The sequence below is a fragment of the Cyanobacterium sp. Dongsha4 genome (assembly GCF_036345015.1).
GTDB lineage: Bacteria > Cyanobacteriota > Cyanobacteriia > Cyanobacteriales > Cyanobacteriaceae > PCC-10605.
Window position 1 is genome coordinate 128,626 of sequence record NZ_CP084098.1, and the last position, 26,240, is coordinate 154,865.

The 26,240-nt window shown below is 34.5% G+C and carries 24 protein-coding genes; 10 read left to right on the forward strand and 14 right to left on the reverse strand.

Going from position 1 to position 26,240, the window contains the following annotated elements; all coding sequences use genetic code 11:
- Nucleotides 1-66: 66 nt before the first annotated feature.
- The 3 genes from Dongsha4_RS00555 to Dongsha4_RS00565 are packed head-to-tail and all read right to left on the reverse strand — an operon-like array spanning nt 67 to nt 2,587.
- Complete coding sequence (locus tag Dongsha4_RS00555) at nt 67-381, reverse strand: DUF3067 family protein (RefSeq protein WP_330203860.1); 315 nt, start codon at nt 379-381, stop codon at nt 67-69.
- Between the two features lie 45 nt (nt 382-426).
- Nucleotides 427-1,776 (reverse strand): DUF6745 domain-containing protein, encoded by a 1,350-nt coding sequence (locus Dongsha4_RS00560; protein WP_330203861.1) that lies wholly within the window; start codon nt 1,774-1,776, stop codon nt 427-429.
- A gap of 25 nt (nt 1,777-1,801) precedes the next feature.
- Nucleotides 1,802-2,587, reverse strand: a complete 786-nt coding sequence (locus Dongsha4_RS00565) for a hypothetical protein (RefSeq protein ID WP_330203862.1) — start codon at nt 2,585-2,587, stop codon at nt 1,802-1,804.
- A 159-nt stretch (nt 2,588-2,746) separates the two neighbouring features.
- Between Dongsha4_RS00565 and Dongsha4_RS00570 the strand changes: the two genes are divergently transcribed.
- From Dongsha4_RS00570 to Dongsha4_RS00585, 4 genes are all read left to right on the forward strand, one after another.
- Nucleotides 2,747-2,902 (forward strand): hypothetical protein, encoded by a 156-nt coding sequence (locus tag Dongsha4_RS00570; RefSeq protein ID WP_330203863.1) that lies wholly within the window; start codon nt 2,747-2,749, stop codon nt 2,900-2,902.
- A 171-nt stretch (nt 2,903-3,073) separates the two neighbouring features.
- A complete protein-coding gene (gene petC / locus Dongsha4_RS00575; RefSeq protein WP_330203864.1) occupies nt 3,074-3,613 on the forward strand; it encodes a cytochrome b6-f complex iron-sulfur subunit in 540 nt (179 codons plus the stop codon).
- A gap of 55 nt (nt 3,614-3,668) precedes the next feature.
- Complete coding sequence (petA, locus tag Dongsha4_RS00580) at nt 3,669-4,634, forward strand: cytochrome f (protein ID WP_330203865.1); 966 nt, start codon at nt 3,669-3,671, stop codon at nt 4,632-4,634.
- A 304-nt stretch (nt 4,635-4,938) separates the two neighbouring features.
- Nucleotides 4,939-5,418 carry a pentapeptide repeat-containing protein gene (locus Dongsha4_RS00585; protein ID WP_330203866.1) on the forward strand — a complete coding sequence of 160 codons (480 nt, stop codon included), beginning with the start codon at nt 4,939-4,941 and terminating at the stop codon, nt 5,416-5,418.
- A 35-nt stretch (nt 5,419-5,453) separates the two neighbouring features.
- Here the strand turns inward: Dongsha4_RS00585 and Dongsha4_RS00590 are convergent, their stop codons facing one another.
- The 3 genes from Dongsha4_RS00590 to metK form a co-directional block, all read right to left on the reverse strand.
- A complete protein-coding gene (locus tag Dongsha4_RS00590; RefSeq protein WP_330203867.1) occupies nt 5,454-5,690 on the reverse strand; it encodes a hypothetical protein in 237 nt (78 codons plus the stop codon).
- A gap of 141 nt (nt 5,691-5,831) precedes the next feature.
- Complete coding sequence (locus Dongsha4_RS00595; RefSeq protein WP_330203868.1) at nt 5,832-7,448, reverse strand: TM0106 family RecB-like putative nuclease; 1,617 nt, start codon at nt 7,446-7,448, stop codon at nt 5,832-5,834.
- Nucleotides 7,449-7,614: 166 nt separating this feature from the next.
- On the reverse strand, nt 7,615-8,877 hold the full coding sequence (metK, locus tag Dongsha4_RS00600; protein WP_330203869.1) for a methionine adenosyltransferase: 1,263 nt from the start codon (nt 8,875-8,877) through the stop codon (nt 7,615-7,617).
- Nucleotides 8,878-8,990: 113 nt separating this feature from the next.
- On the opposite strand from metK, the gene Dongsha4_RS00605 reads away from it, so the two are divergent.
- Nucleotides 8,991-9,563, forward strand: a complete 573-nt coding sequence (locus tag Dongsha4_RS00605; RefSeq protein WP_330203870.1) for a DUF1176 domain-containing protein — start codon at nt 8,991-8,993, stop codon at nt 9,561-9,563.
- A gap of 80 nt (nt 9,564-9,643) precedes the next feature.
- On the opposite strand, the gene Dongsha4_RS00610 is transcribed toward Dongsha4_RS00605, so the two are convergent.
- The 5 genes from Dongsha4_RS00610 to Dongsha4_RS00630 form a co-directional block, all read right to left on the reverse strand.
- Nucleotides 9,644-9,964 carry an STAS domain-containing protein gene (locus Dongsha4_RS00610; RefSeq protein ID WP_330203871.1) on the reverse strand — a complete coding sequence of 107 codons (321 nt, stop codon included), beginning with the start codon at nt 9,962-9,964 and terminating at the stop codon, nt 9,644-9,646.
- Between the two features lie 161 nt (nt 9,965-10,125).
- The gene (acsF, locus tag Dongsha4_RS00615) at nt 10,126-11,202 is read right to left on the reverse strand and encodes a magnesium-protoporphyrin IX monomethyl ester (oxidative) cyclase (protein ID WP_330203872.1); all 1,077 of its coding nucleotides are present in this window, start codon (nt 11,200-11,202) and stop codon (nt 10,126-10,128) included.
- A 163-nt stretch (nt 11,203-11,365) separates the two neighbouring features.
- The gene (locus tag Dongsha4_RS00620; protein WP_330203873.1) at nt 11,366-12,112 is read right to left on the reverse strand and encodes a DUF2232 domain-containing protein; all 747 of its coding nucleotides are present in this window, start codon (nt 12,110-12,112) and stop codon (nt 11,366-11,368) included.
- 39 nt (nt 12,113-12,151) lie between these two features.
- Complete coding sequence (locus tag Dongsha4_RS00625; RefSeq protein ID WP_330203874.1) at nt 12,152-12,745, reverse strand: L,D-transpeptidase; 594 nt, start codon at nt 12,743-12,745, stop codon at nt 12,152-12,154.
- Between the two features lie 323 nt (nt 12,746-13,068).
- Entirely contained in the window at nt 13,069-13,662 is a 594-nt protein-coding gene (locus Dongsha4_RS00630) for a hypothetical protein (protein WP_330203875.1), read from the reverse strand.
- 344 nt (nt 13,663-14,006) lie between these two features.
- Between Dongsha4_RS00630 and Dongsha4_RS00635 the strand changes: the two genes are divergently transcribed.
- The 5 genes from Dongsha4_RS00635 (at nt 14,007) to pipX (ending at nt 21,480) form a co-directional block, all read left to right on the forward strand.
- Entirely contained in the window at nt 14,007-14,771 is a 765-nt protein-coding gene (locus Dongsha4_RS00635; RefSeq protein ID WP_330203876.1) for a DUF1449 domain-containing protein, read from the forward strand.
- A 70-nt stretch (nt 14,772-14,841) separates the two neighbouring features.
- Nucleotides 14,842-16,935, forward strand: a complete 2,094-nt coding sequence (locus Dongsha4_RS00640) for a flotillin family protein (RefSeq protein WP_330203877.1) — start codon at nt 14,842-14,844, stop codon at nt 16,933-16,935.
- 187 nt (nt 16,936-17,122) lie between these two features.
- Entirely contained in the window at nt 17,123-17,431 is a 309-nt protein-coding gene (locus Dongsha4_RS00645) for a hypothetical protein (protein WP_330203878.1), read from the forward strand.
- Between the two features lie 765 nt (nt 17,432-18,196).
- Nucleotides 18,197-20,701 carry an ATP-binding cassette domain-containing protein gene (locus Dongsha4_RS00650; RefSeq protein WP_330203879.1) on the forward strand — a complete coding sequence of 835 codons (2,505 nt, stop codon included), beginning with the start codon at nt 18,197-18,199 and terminating at the stop codon, nt 20,699-20,701.
- 509 nt (nt 20,702-21,210) lie between these two features.
- Complete coding sequence (pipX, locus tag Dongsha4_RS00655) at nt 21,211-21,480, forward strand: transcriptional coactivator PipX (RefSeq protein ID WP_330203880.1); 270 nt, start codon at nt 21,211-21,213, stop codon at nt 21,478-21,480.
- Between the two features lie 283 nt (nt 21,481-21,763).
- Here pipX and Dongsha4_RS00660 read toward each other — a convergent pair whose 3' ends face one another.
- The 3 genes from Dongsha4_RS00660 to folE all read right to left on the reverse strand — a co-directional run bounded on the left by Dongsha4_RS00660 (nt 21,764) and on the right by folE (nt 26,139).
- Nucleotides 21,764-23,701 carry a glycoside hydrolase family 10 protein gene (locus Dongsha4_RS00660; protein ID WP_330203881.1) on the reverse strand — a complete coding sequence of 646 codons (1,938 nt, stop codon included), beginning with the start codon at nt 23,699-23,701 and terminating at the stop codon, nt 21,764-21,766.
- 217 nt (nt 23,702-23,918) lie between these two features.
- Entirely contained in the window at nt 23,919-24,941 is a 1,023-nt protein-coding gene (locus Dongsha4_RS00665; RefSeq protein ID WP_330203882.1) for an ABC transporter ATP-binding protein, read from the reverse strand.
- Between the two features lie 478 nt (nt 24,942-25,419).
- Nucleotides 25,420-26,139: a GTP cyclohydrolase I FolE gene (gene folE / locus Dongsha4_RS00670; RefSeq protein WP_015218358.1), complete on the reverse strand. Its 720-nt coding sequence runs from the start codon at nt 26,137-26,139 to the stop codon at nt 25,420-25,422.
- Between the last annotated feature and the right edge of the window lie 101 nt (nt 26,140-26,240).

Below are 26,240 nucleotides of genomic sequence, written 5' to 3' on the forward strand. Positions count from 1 at the left end.
CCCGAAACCTGAAGCCTTAAATCTCCCTCAAACTAACATTATGAATCAATAAATGTGTAAGGTTAGTTAACTATCCAAAATCCATTCAGAAGCTCTTTCCCCTAAATTCAAAGAAATACTTACTGCTTTTCCTAAGCGAGGCTTACTTTTCGTGTCTGTGATTCCTTCTATTACCTGAGACACCACTCCCCAACTGGTAAGATATTGGGCTATTTGTTCTAAATTTGCCATGTATTCGGCTTGGGTGTAATGAAAGGATGCTTGTTCTAAATATTTCCACATTACTTGAAAATAAATTTTGTCCTTAATTCTTACTACTTGGGCATCGTAAGAGTAACCCCATTTATCAATGATTAATTGTTGCAATTCTTGTCCTGTCATAATGATATTGAAGTTTTGTTTAGATAATTTCTAATATCCTTGATACTAACTAGCCATAATAATATCATCTGGATCAATTCCCCAGTTAATCCAACGTATCGCTTCTCTAGCGGAGGTGAAATCTGGAGGAATTCGCAAAGCATGAATAAAATTGGTACTAGGACAAATCATTTTTAGTAAACAAATTGGTTGTTGATCAATGTCGTCGATAATGTCATTAAATCTTAAAATGGTATATTCTCCCCAAGTGTCCACTTCTTCGGCTTTTAATTCTGTGGCAAGTTTGTCATAACCGATTCCTTGAATTAATACTCTTCTTAACTCTGCATTGTTTTCCTGTAATAGCCATTTTCCTTGCCAATTTTCTGATTTGATTTGTCCATATTGAGGCGGTAAAATTACCCCTTCATAAGCATATAATCCTTGATCATCTTGGTAAACAAGTGCTAATGCCCCTTCTTTATGTAATAAGTAATCTTTATTGACGTTAATTTCTCTTGGTTTATCGCTTATTAAACAGAATTTTTCTCCTGCTATAAACCAACCACTATTAGTTATAAGTTTTTGCCAACTTTCCCATCTTTTCTCATGATTAACACTTTGACAAAGATAATTATAGCATTCAAATTTAATGGCTTTTAAACATAATAATTCTGGGGTCAGAAAATCTTTAGTAAATAGATTTTTTCCAGATTCATCTGCTAATGGAGAGAGATGTTGATTTGCGTTTGATTGGTGTAATATATTAACAATCTTTTTTAGGGCTTCTTTAACTATTTTATTTTTAATTTTTTTCCCTAAGTATTGAAAGATAAAAACTAAGAAATACTCATTTAATTTGATTTTAATTTGTCTGACTAATTGCTTTATATTATCTTGTTTTTTATGGTGCGATCGCCTCTTTTCAATTAGAACTTTTAAATTCAGATCAATATCTGCTAACTTAGTATTTTTATTGGACTCAAAATCGGCTCTAAATTTTCCTTTGAGATTATCCCCTAAAACGAAATTTAAGTAATGATAAAAGACAATTGTTACTTCCTTAGTAATTTCTTTTAATAATCCTTTTTCACCTGCTTGTAAATGAAATAAAATTTTACGGGTTAATAACTGTAAATTTTCCTGTGAAAATGATTCAATTACTAATTTGATCAAATATTCTCCTAGTTGATAAGGACTACTAAAATAAATAAATTGAGGAGAATTATGACCTAAGTTTTGATAGACTTTACTCAAATTAGACTCTAAAACAGGGAAATTAATTGGTTGAGTTGATAAAGCCTCTTGTTGCCACTTTTCCTCTAAAGAAATTAGTTTACTATTAACGTCATCTACAGTAATTTGCTTAGGAGAATTTAGTCCACTAATAGTAGTTTTAAAGTCAAACCAAGCCATAATAACTCACCTCCTTTATTCAATGCTAATCTACTACATCAATCCAATTTTTGGGTCGTTTACCTGTGGCATGATTAATAAAACTATCTATCCAATTATCAAATTCATTGACATCAGATTTACTGGGAGAAGATGAAGACACTTTTTTTGTCGGAGAAGGAGGAGTAACATAATCATTCAATGATTCTCTTTTTGCTTCTACATATCTAATTTTACGTTTCCTTATTGGTGATTTTTCTCCTTCTATATTATCGCTATATTCATGATTAAATTTATCTTTATTCGCTTGTATTCTCTCTAAATATTCTTTTCTTTTTTCTGCATCTTCTACTAATTTATCCCAATATTTAAAATCAACTTTATTGGCTAAATCTGTTAAATCATCTTTCAATGGATTGTCTTGTTTTTCTGTAGAATGATCAGAAGAATCAATTAAAGTATTCTTTTGAGATAAAGTAGTTTTAGAAGTCAAATTAACGTTACTATTATTATTATCATCCAGAGGAGAAATAGGACGATATTCCCTTTGAATACGCACCATCCAATCACCTTTAGGGATATTTAGGGCATGATGTTCGTCGTGTTGAAGTTTTGCCGTTGGAGAAAGTATCCTTAAAAATAAAATTCCATTACGTTCGTACAATTCTGCTTTCCCTTCACTAATACGATGGGAATGCCCTGTAACTTCTCCTTTTGCGAGGGTGAGATTGGGTAATTTTACTGATTTATTAACAGGTAATTTTTCCCACGGGATAATTAACACATCCCCCTGACGAATAACTCCTGTGTGAGTGGATGTCGATGAAGCCATAATTTTAGACCTCCTTTTGTCAGTATTTTCACTTAAATCTAACGTACCCGTTTTGATGGAGAAAGTTATCATCTTGAGAGTTCGGGGTTAGGGGTTCGGTGTTCGGAGTTAAAATTAAGATAGATCATTTTAGTTGATTGATGTAAGGAGAAGAAAGAATTGGAATATTTTGATGCCAATGTAAAAAATGGGCAAATAATGTTAACTCCTATAAAGGTTCAAAGAGGGGATACGGTGAGGAAAAAATTAGGGAAGTTGGATATTGGAGAGAAAGATATTATTGAAGCGTTGGCATGGGCAAGAAAGACTTTGTGAAAAATGTCAACAAAAATAAAAAAACCATTGAATATTAAGGATTGGTTCTGCAAAAGGTTCATTTTTTGTAATAATTAGATAATGACTTTTATTAACCTTGTTTAACATAAGGGTTATTCGCTAATTGTAAAACCATAACCACCTTATACAATCAAATAATTTAGTTTACCTATGACACAAATTTCTGGAAATGCTGATGTACCCGATATGGGGCGTCGTCAGTTTATGAATTTACTGACTTTCGGTACTATTACTGGTGTAGCAGCAGGGGCTTTATATCCTGTGGTTAGCTATTTTATTCCTAAGTCTGCTGGTGGTACTGGTGCTGGTATTGCCGCAAAAGATAAGCTAGGTAATGATGTGGTAGCTAGTGAGTTTTTAGCTTCTCATCAAGGGGGCGATCGCACCTTAGCTCAAGGTTTAAAAGGTGATCCCACTTATTTAATTGTCACCGAAGATAAACAAATTGCTTCCTATGGTTTAAATGCTGTTTGTACTCACCTTGGTTGTGTTGTACCTTGGAATGCGTCTGAAAATAAATTTATTTGTCCTTGTCATGGTTCTCAGTACAACAATGAAGGAAAAGTAGTAAGAGGTCCCGCACCTTTATCTTTAGCCCTTGTTCATGCTGATGTTAACGATGATAAAGTTTATTTAAGCAATTGGGAAGAAACTGATTTCCGCACTGGTGAAGAACCTTGGTGGAGTTAAAAAATTTCCCCTATTAGTTTTTATTTAGCTAAATTTTAACAAATTGTAAATATCAATGAGAGATAATTCTTTTTTTCGTCAAGTTAGTCGAATTTGCTTAGTGGCGATCGCTTCTTTAAGCATATTATTATTCAGCAATCTAGGTTTACCTCAAGCCGCTAATGCTTACCCTTTCTGGGCACAAGAAACCGCCCCTGAGACTCCCAGAGAAGCTACTGGACGTATTGTCTGTGCTAACTGTCACTTAGCCGCAAAACCTGCGGAAGTGGAAATTCCCCAGGCAGTTTTACCCGATACAGTTTTTGAAGCAGTGGTAAAAATTCCTTATGATCACTCTCAACAACAAGTATTAGGAGATGGAAGCAAAGGCGGTTTGAACGTAGGTGCAGTGTTAATGTTACCCGATGGTTTCCAGATTGCCCCTGAAGACCGTATTCCCGAAGAAATGAAGGAAAAAGTTAACGGTGCTTATTTCCAAACTTATAAAGAAGGACAAGATAACTGGATTATCGTTGGACCTTTACCCGGTGATCAATACGAAGAAATTGTTTTCCCTGTATTATCTCCTGATCCTAAAAATGATCCTAATATCCACTATGGAAAATATTCCGTACATTTAGGAGCAAACAGAGGTAGAGGTCAAGTTTATCCCACAGGTCAACTCAGCAATAATAATGTTTTCAAATCCACTGTTGCTGGTGCAATTACTAATATTACCGAAGCTGAAGCTGGTGGCTACACTGTCACTATCAATGACGGAGCAACCGACTATTCTGTTGAAATACCTGTCGGACCTGAATTAATCGTCACTGAAGGACAAGAAGTAGCTGTGGGCGAGGCTTTAACAAATGATCCTAACGTTGGTGGTTTTGGTCAAAAAGATACCGAAGTTGTGTTACAAAGCCCCGATCGCATCAAATGGTTATTAGTCTTCATCGCAGGTATTATGCTTGCTCAAATTCTTCTAGTATTGAAGAAAAAACAAATCGAAAAAGTACAAGAAGCGGGTTTATACTTCTAATCAATCCGATTTTCAAATTTATTTGATTGTGAGGGTTTTATACCCTCTTTTTTTGTTTATTAGTGAGATAGATATTAGATATTGCTTGTACCTAAAGAAAAACATTTCGGTTTTTTTGTTGAACCATATAATGCTAGAAGAACCTGTCATCTGAAACCTACCTAAATCAAACATTTTTGCTGAACAAATGAGGTATATTTTAGACAGTTGTAAGGGTTTATTTTTTAGCAAAACTGCTCACACTTTCTTGATATGATGGGAAATAAATAAATTCAAAACGAATTGTAAGTTATATCATAAGGTAATGATTTTTTCTCAGGTAATTAGTTTGGTTTTAGCTTTAATAATTGCTTTTTTTGCTGTTAACCCGTCGGCGGAGGCTTTAGACTATACAAAACGGGATTTAGCAGAAGTGGACTTTTCTGGGCAAAATTTAACAGATGCCACTTTCAATAAAACAAATTTACGCAGTGCCAATCTTAGTCAAGCAGATTTACAAGGAGTTAGCTTTTTTGGGGCGAATATGGATTCTATTAATTTAGAAGGGGCTAATTTAACTAATTCTATTCTTGATTCGGCTAGGCTTACTCGTGCTAATCTTCGTAATGCGGTACTTGAGGGAGCATTTGCTACAAACACAAAATTTGAAGGGGCAGATATTGAAGGGGCAGATTTTACAGATGTTATTTTACGTCCTGATGTAGAGGATATGCTATGCGAAAAAGCAAAAGGAGTTAATCCCACCACTGGTAAAAAAACCCGTGACACATTGTATTGTCCCTAGAAAAATATCTTCTCTACTGTTTAATCAAATAATTTTTACTTGTTATATATTTTTACTGCTTTTGGTGTAAATACGGGGATACGGATACATAACAATAATAATAATGCCAACATATGTATTGACCAATGTGCGATCGCAAGTCCCCAAATAATAAATACTGAAGCGGTGAAAATTCCCAAAATAAGGTGAATGTCTTGATTTGTACGTTGATAAATAAATATACTTGCGATGGTGGTAACAAATAAAAGTGTCATGAAGATGGGTATTAGCATGGCAATCACCTCGACTATTGATAGGGAAAACAGAAGCAACAAAAGGTCAATGAAAATCAAATTTATGATTACTTTTGAGTCATAATTGGCATTTATTTTTTGCTGTGATTATAACTTAACATTTTTGGGTCAGTATGATGGTTAAATAGAATACTTTGAATTAGAATTTGATAAAACTTCACAGTTATTAATATTTTGCTGTAATTTTTTTTCCTCAAAACTATTATATTTTTCCATCCATTTTTTTAGTTCATAAGTGCCTTGACAGTCATCTTCATTGTAAATAATAATGTACTCTAACCAAGTAGAATTACCCGTTTTTAACCATTGATCATACCAAAACACACATTGATCCCCTCCCACATTACCACCATTAGAAGATAATTTTCCTATTTTTGGGTCACGCCATCTAAAACCCAACCAATTAGCAACGGTTTTTAAAGAATAGTTTTCTACTGGTAAATAAAAAGAATTCATGAGAATTTTATGTAAGTCAAATAATCGAGATAATAATGTTTTTAATTGAGTAGAAGGTGTTTGATATAAATAGGCTAGTCTTTTGATAGTTTCAATTTCATATTCTGAGTAGTGGAAAATCGGGGCATTGGGATATTGATTGATAAACTCTAAAAATTGATGCCAAATAATTTTTTCTTCTTCTGGGGTTTTTGCCAAAAAGCTATAGTATTTTTGTTGGTTATTTTTTTTGTCAATTAATAAAATTCCTAAGAGATAATCTAAGGTGCGATCGCACCACATACTATTATTATTGAAATTATTACCTTGTGTACTGCCTTGCAAATTACCATCTGCCTCAATATCAAAATATAACTCGATGTCATTATTAGGTATTGGGAGTAAATTAGGTCGCTTAAGAATTGCTTGATGAGAAATAAGCGAAATAGACTGTTGTAAAAGCCTATCGGCAATACCTTTAGTGAAAACAAAAGTTAAATCGGATATGGAAGTTTGAGAAAGGGTAGTCATATTGTTAACCCCTATTTGTTTTAAATATTCAATTCTTTTTGGTGTCATACCAGGAATAAGAGACAAATGTTGATCTGATTTTGCTTTTTGATAACAACCTTCATACCAAGGACAAAAACTGCATTTCTGGCGAGATATATATACATCAGGTATATTCTCTCCTGCTAACATCTGAAAACACTCATTAATTAATTCCTGAGAACGAGAAAACCAAACTTTGAGGTTGATTCTATGAGGTTTACGATTATCTCGCAAAGCCATTTCTCCTCTGTTGATATTAATTCCTTGAATTTGATTAAGAATATCAATAGTAAAAGCCATTAATAATTTATATTCAGGTTTAACATTTTTTCCTAAATGAATATTTAATGGATAATAACTCCAGTTTCCTAATTCAGAGGGAATATTTTGCTTAATTAAAACGGTGGGAGTAGCGGTTAGGGTTATTTTTCCTGCCTCACCATCGATAAGATTCCAAGCCACAACTCCTTTATAAATACTTTCTACCCCTTGACTCATTAATTGTTTAGTTAATGCAATCAGTTTTTCCTTATCTACCTCCACCTCTTGTGTCTTGAGCATATTTCGAGGTTGATGAGGATTTAAACCATAATGAGCAATAATTTGTTGGTGATGAAATTCTTTTTCTGCTCTTAATTTAGAGAGAAAATCCTTCTCTGGTGACTTTTGACCCTCTTCACCATAAATATCAAGAAAAGCACGACGGGAACAACGTCTATAGTGAAGCAATAATTCGTCTGTCAAAAGCATATAAGCAAAGTGCAAAGTTAAAAGGGCAAAGGGCAAAGGTGAATAGTTGATGTTGATAATTAATAACTCCTAACTCCTAACTCCTAACTCCGAACCCAGAACACCCTAAGCCCTCAATACCCTAATACCCTAACACCTTTTTCTTTACCTATGACTCACTCAATAATTATGCGTTGGTGAATGCAAGATTTTGACTGATACTATCTCTAAGAATAGCCGCCTTATCTGTACGTTCCCATGGTAAATCTAAGTCAATTCTGCCAAAATGCCCATAAGCGGCAACATCTTGGTAAAAACGACCATTTCTCTGGGCAGGTAAGTTTCTTAAATCAAACATTTGAATAATACCTGCGGGGCGTAAATCAAAGTTAGCTTTAACTAAAGGTAATAATTTATCTTCAGAAACGGTAGAAGTGCCAAAAGTCTCAATTAAAATACTAACAGGTTGAGCAACTCCGATGGCATAGCTAAGTTGTACTTCACATTTACCAGCTAAACCAGCCGCAACTATATTTTTTGCTACATAACGAGCGGCATAAGAGGCACTGCGATCGACTTTTGTGGGATCTTTTCCAGAAAAAGCACCACCTCCATGGCGAGAATAACCACCATAGGTATCAATAATAATCTTACGACCCGTTAAACCAGAATCCCCTTGAGGACCACCAATCACAAATTTTCCAGTAGGATTGAGTAAGAAACGAGTTTTATCAGAAGGCTTTAGGTTTAAATCCGAAAATACAGGATTAATTACCACTTCTTGGATAGCTTCTTTTAAGGTAGCCTGAATTTTATCATTATCGGTAATATTGCCGATAGTTTCACTATGTTGAGTAGAAATGAGAATGGTGTCAATACCCACAGGTTGATCATTTTCATAGGCAATGGTAACTTGAGTTTTACCGTCAGGACCTAAATAAGGTAATTCTCCAGATTTTCTCACCGTTGCTAAACGTCTTGATAAGCGGTGAGCTAAACTAATGGGCATGGGCATTAATTCAGGAGTTTCGTTACAAGCATAACCAAACATGATACCCTGATCTCCAGCACCAATACTGTCTAATTCATCTTCACTGAGAGATTCCCGTTTTTCCTGTGCCTGATTAACTCCTTGGGCAATATCGGCGGATTGTTCATCTAAAGCCACTAAAACGGCACAACTATTGGCAGAAAAACCGTTACTAGCGTCAGTATAGCCAATTTCAGCAATTTTTTTACGGGCTAAATCCACATAGTTAACATTGGCTTGAGAGGTAATTTCCCCAGTAATTAAGACTAAACCAGTATTAACAACTACTTCAGCCGCAACTCGACTAGATGTATCTTGAGCTAATAAAGCATCTAAGATAGTGTCGGAAATTTGGTCACAGATTTTGTCCGGATGCCCCTCTGTAACGGACTCGGACGTAAAAAGATAACTACGACTCAATTGTTTATTCCTCTATATTTAGGTTTGATATTTTATGATAGGTTAATATTGCCATAAATAAAACAGACAAACCTATCTTTAATTTTCCTAACTTGTTATACTTTCAATCCCTTTTGAATCGTTTTTGCTTATATATCTTAATTTTGTTATTGTTTGGTTGCCAAAAAGAAACTAAAGAAAATTCCGAGCCAGAAGCAATTATTATTACTCCAGAAGAAAAGCAAGTAATTATCGGCAAAATTTATGAAAATCAGAAAGAGATAAAACTGTGTAATCAAGAAAGAGACCAAGCCTTATCCATTGATTCTACAGAAATTTATCCTTTAAATGAAAATCAGTATTTAGTAGAGATTCTATGTTTTTTAGGGGCGTATCAAGGTAACTATCAATATCTGTTATATAATCCTGTTGATTCAACCATAGAAAAAATTAGTTTTGCCACTTTCAGAGATAACCCCCAGAATTTACAGTTAACTAACACTTTCACTCTTAATGGCTCTCCAGAATTTGATCCAGTTAGTCAAACTCTCTTTTTAGAGGCGAAGTCTAGGGGTTTGGGAGACTGTGGTAGCTTTGTGGTTTATCATTGGCAAAATGGCGAATTTACCTTGAAAGAATACCGCTATAAGTCTGATTGTGATGGAGTTTATCTATCTCCTGAAAAATATCCGCTTATTTATCCTTGAAGAAGGCAAAAGTCAAAAGTATGGTTTTGAGGACTAATTTATTATATCCAAAGCAAGAGAGCCTTTTTAATTCTATTTTCTTAACTTTTTAATCTTTCTTCCAATTCCGACTTATCATTAATAATTTCAAAAAGATGCCCTGTATTGGTTAACTCAAACAACATCTTGACTTGGTCATTTAAAGACATTAAGAATAGTCTTCCGCCTTTTTCTCTAACCATTTTCAAGGCTAATACTAAAGCCCCTAAACCTGAACTATCCATAAAGTTAACTTTTTTAAGGTCAATCAAAATTAGATTGACACCCTCACTAACTAAATCCTTAATTTGTTGACGAAAAACAACTGCTTTATTAGCATCTAACATTCCATCAGGGCGTATAACTTTGACTTTAGATAACATGGATAGTCACGTAAATAGGTTGATTTGAGTATATCATCATTTATTTTAGCTGATACTATCGTTTTTGAGAAATTTAACTTTTGATAAAGACACAAAAAAACCTTAACCGTTGCCAGTTAAGGAATATATATCAAACACAAATAATGAAGTTGTCTGGTTATTTAACAAACACAACCTTGTTGTTTTTCTACTTCGATAGGTTTGATGAAGTAAAGTTTTATAAACTGATTCATGTTAGACAAGTATAAAGGTAGTTTGCGTAAAAACTTCACAGGTGCGATCGCATTTGTTTCATCGATGGCTCTTAATTGTTCACAATTGCTAACACAAATCTCTAAACTTTCATAGAAAGCAGGATTATCAACATCAATAATTACAGGGAAAACTCTGGCGGCGGTGTTATTGGTTTTCTCAATAACGTGTTTATCATAACTTCTTGCATCTAAGCCAATGGAAGCATAGAAGTCAGAGCGTTGTAAATCATTGAGGTACATAGTAGCAAATACGGAAAGAAGGAAGAAACGACACCACAACTTCGCTTTCCAATCGTTTAAGAAACTGGGTTGAGCTTTAAGAATAGCATCGAAGAAATCTCCGTGACGATTTTCGTCTTGACACCAATTTTCAAAAAACTTGAAGATGGGATAAATACGACTTTCAGGATGTTGCTCTAAGTGACGGTAAATGGTGATGTAGCGCCAATAACCAATTTTTTCGGAAAGATAGGTAGCGTAAAAAATAAATTTAGGTTTAAAGAAAGTATATTTACGACTCTTGGTTAAAAAGCCTAAATCTAGGGTTAAATTAAAGTCAGAGAGTGCTTTATTAAGGAAACCTGCGTGACGGGCTTCATCCCGAGACATTAATAAGAAACATTCAGCTAAGAGAGGATTGGTGTCTTTTAAACGTCTGCCCAGTTCTTTATATAACAAGAAACCAGAAAATTCAGCAGTACAAGAACGCTCTAAAAATTCTACAAATAAACGACGGGTTTCACCATCAATGTGATCCCAAGATTGGTCAAAATCAGCGTTGCGGACAAAGTGATGACGGTTATAATCTTCTTTAAATTCAGCGAGGATGGCTTTTAATTCTTCCTCATTGGCACTTAAGTCCATTTTTGCCATTTCCTCGAAATCAGTGGTATAAAAACGAGGGGTGAGGATGGTTTCTTTCGCTGGTGCTTTCACTCCGGGGCGAATTTCCTCGAATTCTGAAGGTCTAACTGTTGTTACCATAATTTCTTGATAAAAATAAAATTTGTATTTATTGCTTTTGCTTGTATATCAAATTCTAGCTAAATCTCAGTTTAACAAAATCTTTCCCCCCTCTCTGTCGTATTTTGTTAAGAGTTGTTAAGAACTTTAACTATATTTTTCCTTGTTCTTCTATTTTCTGTCTTTATTCATAATCTAAAATTACTTGCAACCACTTCGGAGGGCGTGGAATGGGAGTCTTAAGGCGATCGAGCATTAGTAGGGCGACTAGATGAACTGTTAGACTATAAATAATATTATTAACCATCACAACTGCGATCGCAAGTAGCTGAATAGTAATCATATCAGGACGAGCTAAAATTCCCAGTTTCAGGAAAATCCAATCAGCTAAATTGGTGATCTGACTAATTACATACACCCATAAATCTTCCCCTAACAGAATTGAAAATAACCAAAAGCGGAAAAAGAAACCAAAACAACCAATCAAACTCGCTACAAAAATAGAAACATACCAATTTACTCCTCTACGCCATAATGCTCCTAATTGTATTCCCATCAAGCCATAGGGTACGATATAGACGATACTGCGAGGAGGTCCCATCAATATTGCTAATAACAAGCCACAGACAATAGTAGTGATAATGGATGCTCTTTTACCCCTGCGTAGATAAACTAAGGCAATAGGTAAAGGAAACAACATTTTCAAAAAAGGACCGATGCGAAAATAATAATCAATCAGCCAAATTAAACTCGCTGTACTTGCCAAAAAAGCACTTTCCACAAGGGCGATGGTTTCTGGTTTAAATTGATAATATTTGGTTTGTTTCTCTTTTAAATTAACATTAGACTCAGATGCGATCGACTGATAAGTTTCCTCTTCATCAATCCAATTAGAATCATCAACGGAAAAGTCTGGTTTAGAATCTGTCAAGGGTTATCTCTAAAATGAATTTTCAGGGCTTATTATAGCTTACTGCACTACCTTCACTGGTGTACCCATAGACACTAACTTAAATAATTCTTTAATATCTTTATTTCTCATTCTCACACAACCATGAGACACTGCTTGACCTATTAAATGCTCCCCCGGTGTTCCATGAAAACCGATAAAATTTTTACCATCAGTCCAAAACCCTATCCAACGCTCTCCCAAAGGATTGGTAGGACCTGGAGGAATTACTTTCCCTGTCCAAGGATTTTGCCACGAGGGATTTTCTACCATTTGAATAATCTCAAATTCTCCTTGAGGAGTTTCCCAACCTTCTCTACCCACTGCTACGGGGAAACTAGCAATGACTTGATCTTGTTCATAAACTTCAACTACTCTTTTTTTCAAACGCAAAACTAATTGAAAATTAAATACTTCATCGGGACTATAAAGATAAGTGCTAGAATCTCCTAGAGGAGGCAAACTAGGAGCATTGATTTCTAGCAGTTGCTTTTGAATATTGTTGATAGATTCTGAGCTAAAACTGGGAGAAACTCCAGTTAAAGAAAAACAAAAAGTTATTAAACACAGAACAATATTTTGTTTTAAATGGCGACTATAAAAAAGGAGTTTCATGGGTTTATGATGCCCTGATTTTTCAAATAAGATTCGGTTTAATTTTATTTTATCGTTAATGGGTGCGATCGCATCAAATTACGCAAACTTAATTTTAGTGTTTAGGTAAATAGATTTCAAAAGGGTACTCGTTAAAAGGGCAAGGGGCAAAGGAAAATAGTTAACAATTAGAAATTAAAAACTCCGTTCACGACTGAAAGGAGTGTACGAGCGAAGCGAACTCTCGTCTTCCCTAATACCCTAAAACCTCATCTGCCTAAAACCTGAAGCCTAATACATACCTTAAATTACAGTTTAACTGTCTCTGGATCAGAGTTTATTTATTACCATAGTCCTCTGATGGGTTGAGAGGTTTCTTGATATTCGATAATTTCTGTTTGCTCCACCATTGTTTGAGTTTCTACCATGGTACTTTGACGGGGGGGAAGGTCTGCGACAGAACTACTAGAACTAGTTTCTAAAGCCTTCCAAAGAGCGGCAGTACGTTCATTCAAAGCAGCATAAGACCCATCTAGTCTTTTATAACCATATTTTGATTCTAAGATAGAAATCCACTCAGATTTTGCACTTTGCACAAAAGAGTAGCTACCATCGGCATTTTTTAACACCAAAACATCTGAACCAGGAGCAACACCTCCCACTGCGGTAAAACTTGTGCCGTTGTCTAAACCAATAAACATGATACCGCCACTTTTACCTACTACTCTGCCTAATAAGTAGTCACCCCATTCTATCTGGGGTTCGCCCATATATGTTTGATGACCAAGTAGTTGACTGATAATTAAGGGTGATGAATTATTTTGCGAGTTATTTGAAGTGTTTTGTTGAATTTCTGCTTTTGTGGGAGAAAGAGAAACTAGACTTAACAAAATACCTAATCCGAGGGTGGAAACTGAGGAAAACATTTTTAGATTCATAAATTGTCCTTCGCTTGTTATGAATTTATTTTTGATAGGTTATTACTAAAAATTATATATTTCTTTTATTATTAACCCCTTAAACCTTTATAAAAACTTTAGAGTCATGAATTAAAAGTTAACAAATAATATAGAAAACGATATTTCATTACGTTTATTTTGCAAAGAAAATATAATTAACTGCTAACTCAATTCAATTGCCATATCAATTTTTCTGCTTTTCATTTTTCTCCATCAGATAGAAGATTGAGATTTGTTTATATTTTTATCTTTCTTCAATATCTGGGGTTAAGCTATTAGTGGATGAGCTTTTTATTTTTTATTGATTGCTATTTCTTCAAAAAATGTTATTCGACATTGCTAATTTAACTTACTGGATTTTTCTCGGTATTGGGGTCTTACTATTTCTCTTTGTGATTATTTCTGGAGGTGGTGAAGATCAAGATTTAGATACTGATGTAAATTTTGAGAGTAACATAGATTTTGATACCGATGTGGACTTTGATGCGGATGTAGATGCAGAAGTTGATGGAGATGTTGATGGGGATGTGGATCATAATCTTAAAACTGATTTAGATGAAGGAGTTGAGGCGACTATCTTTTCTTTTCTTTCTTGGTTTGGTTTAGGTAAATGTCCTTTGATGATTTTATTAGCCATCGATTTTTCTACGTGGGGGGTAACAGGATGGTTTTTAAATGTTCTGGTTGGTGGTTTTCTTAATGCTATTCCCACTGGTTTTATTGGTTTCTTAATCTTTTTCATCTCTTTTTGTTTGAGTGTGTGGGTGGGTGGGGTGTTATCTGTCCCCATTGGTAAAATTTTTGCTAATGCTGGAGAAAATGTAGAAGGCGATCGCCTCATCGGTTGTAGTGGCGAAGTAACGTCTTCCAAAGTTCCCTATATTGTCGAAGGAAGAATCGCTCAAGCGGACGTTTTAGACTCTGCTAGTAATCTGGTAACAGTGGAAATTTGTTTACCTGAATGGGCGAAAGTTATACCTTCAAAAGGTCAGGAAGTACTAATTATCGAGAAAAGACAACATTGTTTTTTGGCTATTGCTAAAGACAGTTCTGATCAAGATAAATGGTTTAATTCTATTAGAAATTAGCAATTATTAATTAGGTAATTAAAATTAATTATTTTTTATTAAATTTAATCATCAAAACAGGAGTAAATAAATGAAATTTTGGCTAGAATTAATACAACAAATTCCCGTTAAAAATATAGATTTTGATTTAGAAAATAATCAAAAATTAGAGTCTAATTTGACTAATAAAATTATCGAGATTCCTAGTGCTAATTATCCTACCACTATGGCTCAATTAACAGTAGGAAATATAACTTTTTTTGGAGGAGTTATTGGGGTTTTAGTTATCCTTGGATTAGTGGCAATTTGGGGCTATACAAGGGTTTATGTGGTAACTCCTAACAACGAGGCTTTTGTTCGTAATGGTGGTATTTTTGCGAAAGATAAAAAGGTAATTTTAAATGGTGGTTGCATCGTTATCCCCGGTATTCATCAATTAACCCGTGTGCCTTTGAGAGAAATTTCTATCGATGTGGTAAGACAAGGTAATTTAGCGGTGCGCACGAGGGATTATTTACGGGCAAATATGCGAGTAACTTTTTATGTCTGTGTTAGTGCCGATAAGGATGCGGTTTTAACTGCGGCTCAAAGGTTATCTAAACAGGGTAAAATTTCCCCTGAAGATATAAAAGATGCTTTAGAAAAACGTGCTGATGATGCCATTAGGGCGGCGGCGAAAAAGAAAAGTATCGCAGAAATTGATTCGGATAAATTAGGTTTTGCGGAGGAAGTTTTAAATTTAATTCAACAGGATTTAAGAAAGGTTGGTTTAACTTTAAATAATATTGCGATTTCGGAAATTGAAGAAAGCGATACCTATGATGAAAATAACTTTTTTGATGCTCAAGGAGTGCGATTACGTACCGAAACAATTCAAAAATCCATTAAGCAAAAATTGGATGTGGAATTGGAAACTCAACGGGAAAAAAGAGAGTTAGAATTAAATACTCAGGTAGCTATTGAGCAACAAGAATTACAAGCAGAAAAGCAATCCTTAAATATTAAAAAGGAAAAAGAAGAAGCTAAATTAACCCAAATGAAGGAAATTGAATTTCTCAAAGCCCAACGGGAAAGGGAAGTTCAAGAATCAAAAGATCAAGAACAGGCTAAAGTTGAACGTAATAAAATTTTACAACAACAGGCGATCGAAGAAGAAGATATTAGAAAAAAATTAGCTGTACAACAAAAACAATATGAGGCAAATATTGCCCTAGAAGAAAGTAATAAACAGTTAAGAGTTGCCCAAACCTCACAGGCACAAGAGGCGGAAGTGGCAGAAATTGAGCGTCAACAAACCGTAGAAGCATCTCGCTTAAGAGCCCAAATTGCGATCGCAGAAGCAGAACAAGATTCAAAAATAGCACAACAACAGGCATCCATTGCTATTGCTAATAAAGAGAAAGAAAGATTTGCCGCCGAAGCCCAAAAAGCTCAAGCAGAAGAAGGGGTAAAAACAGCAAGAGAGGTAGAAAATGCGGAAAGACAGAAAAAATTATCTTTAATTGTGGCAGAAAGAGAAGCTGAAGAAAAACGTATTACGGATCAAAATGTAGTAGAAATTGATGTTTTCCGTCGTCGTCGTCAAGCAGAAATCGCCCGTCAAGCGGCAGAATTAGAAGCTGAATCTATCCGCACCCTAGCAGATGCTCAGAAATATAAAGCCATTGCTGAAGCAGAAGGAAAATTGGCGATTATTCAAGCAGAAAATGCTCTTAGTAATGCTAACCGCACTGCTGATTTACTCAAACAAATGATGCCTTTATTAATGCCCCAATTGCCCGAAATCGTAAAATCTCTTGCACCGCAACCCGGAGTTTTAGGGGATGCCCGAATATATGCTTTTCCCGGTATGAGTGGTAATAGTGTTAATGGTAACGGTAACGGCAATGATATTAATAAATTATTGCTTTCCACTAGCGGTTTATCTTTGATTAATACTCTATTAGATGAAGGAAAATTAGGTAACTTAGTGGCACAACTAAAGGGCTTACTGCATTCAGATTCTGGTAGTAATTCTAATCTCTCAGAGGTAAAAATCAGCAAAAATATTGATAATACTTCTACTATAGAATCTCAATCTTTAGCCTCCGATTATAATGAAGAGACAGAGGATAATTACTCTAGTGAAAACTTTGTTGAAGAAGATGAGGATTTAGATTTCTCTCCTTGGGCAGAGAATAATTAGTGTTATATTTCATCTCTTAATTTAATCGTAAAAAAGAGTAGCGAAGAGTAACAAAAGCAAGAGGTTAAAGTCTTTTGTAGAAAATTCATGAAAAATGTTAGTTAAACTGAATTAGGAATTAGGATTTCAACTAAAGAAATTTTGTCTGAATCAATTAGATATATTAATTAATCAATAAAAAGAAATTATGAACTCAAATCAACAACCTCAATGGCAAAAAAAATTAGAAGAAATAGAAGCTGAAATTTCTAATTCTAGTCAAAATCCAATCAATGCTATTAATTCTGAAAAATCTAAAAGTATGTTTTTGCAAGTTAAAAATTGGTTTATCTCTCTTCCTGCGGTTGGAAAAATCGTCGTTGGTTTATTCGGATTTGCAGTGACAATTTCTTTATTAAAAGCTGTTTTTTCTCTTGTTCAATTAGCTATTAGTTTAGCATTTTTAAGTGTTATTGTTTACTTTATTTATCAATTTTTTATTAAATCTAAATCCTAAAAGAATATAGTTTTTTGATAAAATTAATTATAACTCAGTTCAGAAATTCACAAAAATACATTTTAGTTGATTTTCTTGTTTTCAATTTTTTATGATTAATCTATCAGTTTAGGAAATTAATTTTTATCAGCAAGGAAATTAAACTCTTGGCTCTATTACCTCTTGTTGTGTAAATTATTAGTTTAGGTAGCGGATTTAGGAAACCCCTCTGTATCTCCAAGGCTGTTTCATTCTAAAATTTTCTGGTTAAGGCAGGAAATGGGGAATAGGCACTCTTGCAATAGTTTTTAATGGTTTATGGTTATAAATTGATAATCTCAACATTTTTAACTACTTCTTAATCCTCAAAGCTCTAAAACGCTATATTCTTTTACTGGCAATAGTTTTAGCGTTTTTGTATTTCTACTTTGAAACAGCCTTGCTCTGTATCTCCCCTTAAAAAGGGAGAAGGGGAAAAGAAAACTATTAAATAATAATTTATGAACTTTTAGTTTTTATTCTACTATAAACACTATTAAATTAATTAAATTAATGCTATAGAAATTATTTTCTATTAATTTATTATCACCACACTCTGAAGAGTCAAAATCTTTAATTAAGCTATTACTTAATACCATAACAAGAGTTTTTTTGTTAATATTTATTAGTTTTAACAATTGAAATTTTTGACAATAAAAATATATTGATACTGTAAAATTTTTACAATTTCCATCTACTAAAACCTGCCTAAATCTGAGATTTTTATGCTGAACTGAGGTTGATTTTATGAAAGAAGAGAATAATAATTCAATAATAATTACTAAAAATAATCCTTATATTATTTGTGGTAATCATGGGCAAAAATTACCGCCAATGGAATTAGTTAAAGATCAATATTTATTAGGTAGAGATCCTAATTTTGTTGATTTTGTCGTACCTAATGAATGGTTAGTTTTTAGTCGTATTCAGGCAACTTTTGTTTTCATTGAAAATCATTATCATATATTTGATGGCGATCGCACTTCTTCTAGTAGTAATAAGCTATACATTAATAATAATTTAATTACCCCTGATGAGGGTTATATTTTGAGACACGGGGATGTAATCAGAATTGGCAATAATGTAAATACGATTGCAACTATTGAATTTTATGACCCAACAAGGATTACAGCATTACCAAGTATTCCCGAAGGTACAATTTTAATTAATGAAAATTTAGTACAGTCTAGTACAGTAATGTTTGATCCGAATACTCCTCCCGAAAAAATTGCGGTGGTAGGGGACAAATGTTCGGCAGATGTAATTAATTTAGCTAGTCAAAAGGAAATTATCATTGGGCGGGATAAAAGTTGTGATGTGGTGTTGAATGCTCCAACGGTGTCTCGTAAGCACGTGACGATTGACTATGTCACCGAGGGCAAATGTATTGTTTCTAATTATAGTCCTAACGGCATTTTTGTAGATGGTTTTCCCATTAAAGGACGCATTACCATTAATTCAGGTACGGTAATTAAAATTGTGCCTTATACTTTTGTTTTTGACAAAGATAAATTATTAGTTGCAGATACAGGAGAAAATATCCGTTTAGATGCTCAAAATATCAGCTTAATTGTTAAGAATAAAAGGAAAGAAAAAATAATTTTATTAAACAACTTATCTATGCCCATTGAACCAAAACAATTAGTTGCCTTAGTTGGAGGTAGTGGGGCAGGAAAATCAACTTTTTTAAGAACTTTATTAGGCATTCAAAACACCACTTCAGGAAAAGTCTATTTAAACGGAGAAGATTTAGCGGAAAATTTTAATTTATATCGTCATCAAATTGGCTATGTACCTCAAACAGACATTATTCACAAAGACTTAAAAGTAGAAGAAGTTTTGCGTTTTACTGCTAAATTAAGATTACCCCCTGACATTGATATAGATACTATTATTGAAAAAACTTTAGCAGATATTGAGATGTTAGAAAAACGGGATGTTTTAGTTAAAAATTTGAGTGGAGGACAATTAAAAAGAGTATCCATAGGAGTAGAATTATTAGTTAATCCTAAGTTATTTTTTCTCGATGAACCCACTTCTGGATTAGATCCGGGTTTAGATAAAAAAATAATGCAATTATTGCGTAAATTAGCAGATCAAGGAAGAACTATTATCCTTGTTACCCATGCTACTAATAATATCAAATTGTGCGATCGCATCGCTTTTTTAGGGCAGGGAGGCAACCTTTGCTTTTTTGGTAGCTATGAAGAAGCTAAAAATTTTTTTGATTTAGAAAATAAAGATTTTGCCGATGTTTATCTTGAATTAGACAATAAAACTGCGGTGACTCAAACCGCCGAAAAATATCAACATTCCACCTACCAACGTCACAACATTGAAAATAAACTCCTAACAACTAATCCCGTTGATAAAAAGAAAGAAAAATCCAAACCCATAAAAGGTAACTTTTTTCGACAATTACTGGTTTTATCTCAAAGATACCTTGAATTGGTAAAGCGCGATCGCATCAACTTGATCATATCTCTCTTAACTGCACCCATCGGCATTATGCTAATCAACTTAGCCGCAAGAGAACGAGAACCCTTTATCATAGGAACAGAAAATGATCCTTCCATTGCACCCTTCGCTCAAACTGTGGTTTTTGTTTTTACTTGTGCCGCTCTATGGGTAGGACTAGCAGGATCACTACAAGAAGTAGTCAAAGAAAAAGATATTTATCAAAGAGAAAGACTGGTAAACCTAAACCTTCGTGCCTATCTCGGCTCAAAACTATTAATTATCGGTGCATTAGCCATCGTACAAACCTTGTTTATGGTGAGTGTCGCCCTTCCTTCCTTTGACTCTCCTGAACCAGAAATAATATCTTGGTGGGCAGGATTTGCCATTACTAGCTTTCTCACCCTTCTTAGCGCCTCCTGTTTAGGATTAATGGTTTCGGCTATGGTGACAAATATTACTCAAGCAAATAGCGCCTTACCAATTCTTTTGTTACCACAAATTATCTTTTCTGGGGTGTTGTTTGAAATTAAAGGCATAATTCAATATATCTCATGGTTAATGATTAGTCGTTGGTCTGTGGGCGCTTATGGTTCATTGGTGGATATTAATGGCTTAATTCCCGAACCAACTATCTTACCTGACGGCACAACAATGCCTTTACCATTTGAAGAAAAATATATCTATCAACCTGACTGGGATAATTTAAGTGCAAATTGGCAAATGTTATTAATTCACGCCTGTTTTTATCTCTTAATTACTTATTTTCTACAGAGAAATAAAGATATTCTTTAAGCAAGAAGCAGAGGGCAAAAGTTTTTAACTGACACTAACCCCAACACCCTAATACCCACCTGAGTTTGGAGTTCGGAGTTCGGAGTTCGGAGTTCGGAGTTAAAAGTAATAATTATTGACAAAAAAGCTGAATAAATTGATTTTAAATGAGTTTTTCCTAAATTTAATAATTTTTTATTCCAAAATTGGCTCGATGATAACTCGAGGGCGCTTTATTTTTCGATACTTTTTTCATCGAACTCAGGTAATAACCCAATCCTCTGACACCTGCAACCTGAAACCTGAAACCTTTTTCATAATTCCTAACTCGTCTTCCCCAATAACCTGACACCTGAAATAAACAATAATCAGAAATTTTTGCGTCGGACTGAGATAATATTAGGGTCTGAGTGAAAGTAAACAAAAGTTAAGTTATTTATACCTAGCCATAGAATAATTGTCCCATAAGCGATAAAATCTAGTATCGTCCATGGTAAACCGCAAAAATGAACCCTGACTAGATAACCTTAATGAGTACAGAAATATACATAAATCACCCCAATTTTGGTCTTTTATATCGATTGTGTGTTATCGATAAAAATGAGGAATTATTTACTACTCTTTATGCTCAACGTCTGTTTTTTAAAGTAGTAATACAGTCACAATCCCCACTATTTGAACCTTTAAGTCGAACAGAAGCCCGTATTTTAATGGAGAATAAATTACGCCGTTTAAGAGGTAACGGAGAATGGCAAACCTATCAAGAGGTTAATCAACTTTATCAAAATACTTTTCAATAGACTTCTTGCAATCTGAGTTCGAGATAAAATTGTCGGTTAAGGTAGGCAATAGTATTTATAATTGACATTAACTAAGGTTAAATTAATTTTTAAATACATTTTTCTCAAGAAAGCTGATTTTTTCGGAGAAAATTTCGCCAATTCTAAGTTGAAACTCCTTATTTTTCAATACTTTTTTCATCGAACTCAGGTTATTTATTGCACAAATGAGGCAACAGACAATAAGCAACAAAAAAATCGTGTCCAATCCCATAGAAATTAATTTTAAATGAGATCAATTAATTTAATTTTGCGTCAAAAAAACAGTTCTTTCTCCGTATTTTAATAAAGATTCAAGAGTAGCTAAACGATTTTTCCATGTTTCCACTTGTTCGGGATTTTCTTGGTTATGTTTTGCTAAATAATGACTGAATCTTACTTTAAATATGGATAAATCTTTCTCAAGGTCTTTTAATTTAGCTGGTGTAGGATTTTGAGCCAAATCAGAGAAGCGATCGCCTAATTTATCTGCTTGTTCTGACCATTGTTGTAAGTAAGCTGGATCAATATTAATTTGATTATTAGCTAACAGAAAAATCCATTCTTTTTGTAATGCTTGATAACGTTCTTCTGCACTTTGAAAGGGTTTTCGATAAGGAATAGGAGATGCTGTTGTTCCCTGAGTTTGTTGGAGCATTTTTTGCAAGGTGGGTTGAAAGTTCTCCGCCGCAAATAAGGCATATCCAGTGGAGGGCATATTGCGAATGGATTGAACTTGGTCAAAAGTTTCGGTGTCAGGTACGCTTAATAAACGAATACCAGGAATAACTAGACCCGAATTTTTTCCTGCTAAATCATGTACAGACTGGGTTCTAGCTTCAAAACTCCCTGTATCTAAAGCATAAGTCATTAGTACCATAACATCGACCCAACCACTGTAAATCCATTCTTCCCAATGTTGTTGTAGTACATTCAGTCTCTGGTTTCTTTCCATAGGAAATACTGCGGCCGAAAGGATTAAATCTGGGCGTTTTTCTTTGAGTCTTTGAGAAACTTCTGCGACGAAACTATCTATTTGTTTAATTTTAAAACCAGTCCAAACAGACCATGCAGAGGAAGATTTTTGAATTTTTTTCGGATCTACTCCATGACTTTCTTTGAAAAAATGACGACTGGCGGCGGTGTAACCAAAGGTTTGTTTGGTATGATTATCTTGGAAAGGATAACGAATATAATCTAATTGAATACCGTCCACGTCATAGTTAGTGGCAATTTCTTCTAAGAGGGAATAAAGATAATTTCTAACATAAGGATTGGCTGGATCAAAAAAGGCTTTTTTAAATCCGGGGGTGTGGTTAAAAACAGCTCCATTTTCATCTTTTAACACCCAAGTCGGATTGCGGGATAAAACTGGACCTAGATAGTTTTGTGGTTGTCCTAATATTTGATTATGTCCTTGATTAGCCGCCGCAAAAATCCAAGCCCAAGCGTGTAATTCCATATTTCTTTCGTGGGCTAGTTCGATCGCAGCTTTGAGAGGATCCCAACCTTTGGTCATGGGGTTTTGTTCAGGAGCAACTCGGCTAGGATAAATAGGATAACTGGCGTTAATGGTTTCAAAGAAAACGGTATTAATTCCCGCTTCTGCCATTTGATTAAATAAAGGTTCTAAATCGGCTTTAGATCTTGCTTTGACGATAGTACCTCGATCGAGCCAAATAGCTCTTATTTCTGATTGGGCAAAAGGTCTATCTACAGGGTAATTATCCCACAGTTCCCTTCTGGCATCTAGCCACATTCTACGAGCTTGGGGAAAGTTTTGACGGGCTAAGGTGGGAAATTCTACTAACAATTGTTGAGCAGATGCGATCGCTTCGTAGGCTCTATTATTACTGTAACGACTATTAGACTTTGTTTCTGTATAGCTAACATTAGTCAATTGACGATATTTAGCCAACTCTTGCACTACGGCACTCATTGAACCATCATACTTTGTATTTTGAGCTTCAGCAGTAATTAAAGTACTTTCTACCCGATAGATTAAATCTTGCAACTCATTCACCATTTGTTCAATTTCTCGGGGAGAGACTTGACTAACAGTAACGGAGGGGCGTTGAGAAATCGATAATGGTTTATTTTGAGCTCTGACAACTTCTATAAATGTGGGGGGAATGTTGATTAACCCTAGCATAAGTAAGGTTTGTTGGATCTGAGTCCAAAGGCTTTTTCTATTGAATAACATTATTTTGGCTACTTTAACTATATAAATTGATGTCGATCAAAGTTTTAAGAAATATTAAATCACTCCCCACACAATAATAACAGATGGTGTTCAATCAGTGAATAACTCTGTAGAGAGAGAGATTCGGAGCTTTAAGAGTTGGGGGTATTAGAGACTTTAAAAAATGGGTGAGTAGGTAGAGATAAATTAACTATTGCCTGAGAGGGCAAGAAGTCTATTAACTTCTCATGGCTTGTTTTTTTTCCGCCTTCAAATCTCTTTTATTAATCCCTTCTATTTCCGCATCCATCAAAGTTCTACCCGTTGCGGCAAGATAAACATCATCTAAACTAGGACGAGATTGACTGATACTAAAAATGGGCAAATTAGCTTCTGTTAATGTTTTTTCAATAGTAGTCAAAGAATTATTCTGAGGTTTGACAATTAAATTTAAAGAATTGCCCTGAGCCTGATTAATAATAATTTCTTGAACAAATGGTAAGGATGACAACTGATTTTTTGCTGTTTCCACTTCTGAATTAGGGGTAAATTCTCTGATTCTTAAAGTGATGCGATCGCCTCCTAAACGATCTTTTAAGCTAGAAGGAGAACCTTGGGCAATCACTTCTCCTTGGTCAATAATCGCTAAACTGTCAGCTAAAGCGTCTATTTCTTCTAAATAATGACTGGTAATCAAAACACTTGTACCAGACTTTTTCAATTGCCGTAGAAAATCCCAAATAATCATACGACTTTCAATATCTAAACCCACAGAAGGCTCATCCAAAATTAATACCTTCGGCTTATGTAACAAACCTGCCGCTAAATCTAGTCTCTTTCTAATTCCTCCAGAATAAGTACCACATTGGCGATCGCAATATTCTTGTAAACCTAAAAGTTGTAATAACTGATCAATTCTTTCCTTCCGACTAGAAGCAGGTAAATGATAAAGAGAAGCCTGTAAATTTAATAATTCTCTACCTGTTAAAACCTTATCAATAGCAACCTCTTGGGCAACATAGCCAATCATTTCTCTCACTTTTTTGGGTTGAGTAATAGCAGAAACGCCTCCAACTAAAACTTCTCCGCCATCAGGTTTGCCCAAAGTAGTTAAACAACGAATAGTAGTGGTTTTTCCTGCACCATTTGGCCCTAATAAACCGAAAATTTCTCCTGCTTTGACCCTAAATGAGATATTTTTTAGAGCTTGAACTTGTCCATAATTTTTATGCAGTTTTTCAACGACAATTACATCACTCATCTGACTACCATATTAAACTGACATTATCCTTAACTATAGTCTCATATTTATCGCAAAATCAGCAAAATACATTGAGAGGAATTAGGAGTTATGAAAGAGGTTTCAGGTTGCAGGTGTCAGAGGACTGGGTTATTACCTGAGTTCGATGAAAAAAGTATCGAAAAATAAAGCGCCCTCGAGTTATCATCGAGCCAATTTTGGAATAAAAAATTATTAAATTTAGGAAAAACTCATTTAAAATCAATTTATTCAGCTTTTTTGTCAATAATTGTTACTTTTAAATCCGAACTCCGAACTCAGGTGGGTATTAGGGTGTTGGGGTTAGTGTCAATTAAAAACTTTTGCCCCTTAACCTTTAACAGCCTATTCCCTATTCTCTAACTTAATCGACAATGTTATATCGGACTCAGATTAATAAGGTTTTAGCATCTCAGAACCTAAACCTTACACCTAAAACCTAAACCCTTAAAATTAGTAACTAGAGAAAACTAGGTTTATGACGAATTAAGTCAAGAAACTCCTGACGGGTTTTGTCGTTATCTTGAAATTCTCCAATCATCGCACTGGTAACAGTCCAAGAACCGGGTTTTTGTACACCACGCATAACCATACACATATGGGTTGCTTCCATAACCACCGCTACTCCTTGAGGATCGAGAATTGTTTGGATTGCCTCAGCGATTTGACGAGTTAAACGCTCTTGTACTTGCAATCTGCGAGAGTACATTTCTACTATTCTAGCTAATTTACTTAAACCTACTACTTTTTGGTTAGGAATATAAGCAACATGAGCCCGTCCCATAAAAGGTAACATATGATGCTCACAAAGGCTGAAAAAGTCAATATCTCTGACTAAGACCATTTCATTATGACCTTCATCAAAAATAGCACCGTTAACAAGTTTTTCCAAAGATTGGTTATAACCCTGAGTTAAAAATTGCATTGCTTCAGCAACTCTTTTTGGGGTTTTTAAAAGCCCTTCTCTTTCTGGGTCTTCTCCTACTGCGTCCAAAATATTGCGTACCGCATCCATCATTTGTATTTTGTTTTCTTCTTTTGCCTCATGAATTTGGGCTTCTTTGCCATTATGAGTGTTGCGATCGGGGCGACTGGCTACATTATTATATGTTTCAGTGGTGATGGAATCATGATTGTTAGGTACATTCTTGGAGTTGGAGTTGTTAGAAAATTCTGTCATAGTTTAAGTTAGGAAAAATTGATATTAGTGCAAAAGTAAAAGTAAATGGATTTGAGTATTAATTCATAAAATCTTAGCCATGGTTAACTATCAAGATGAGT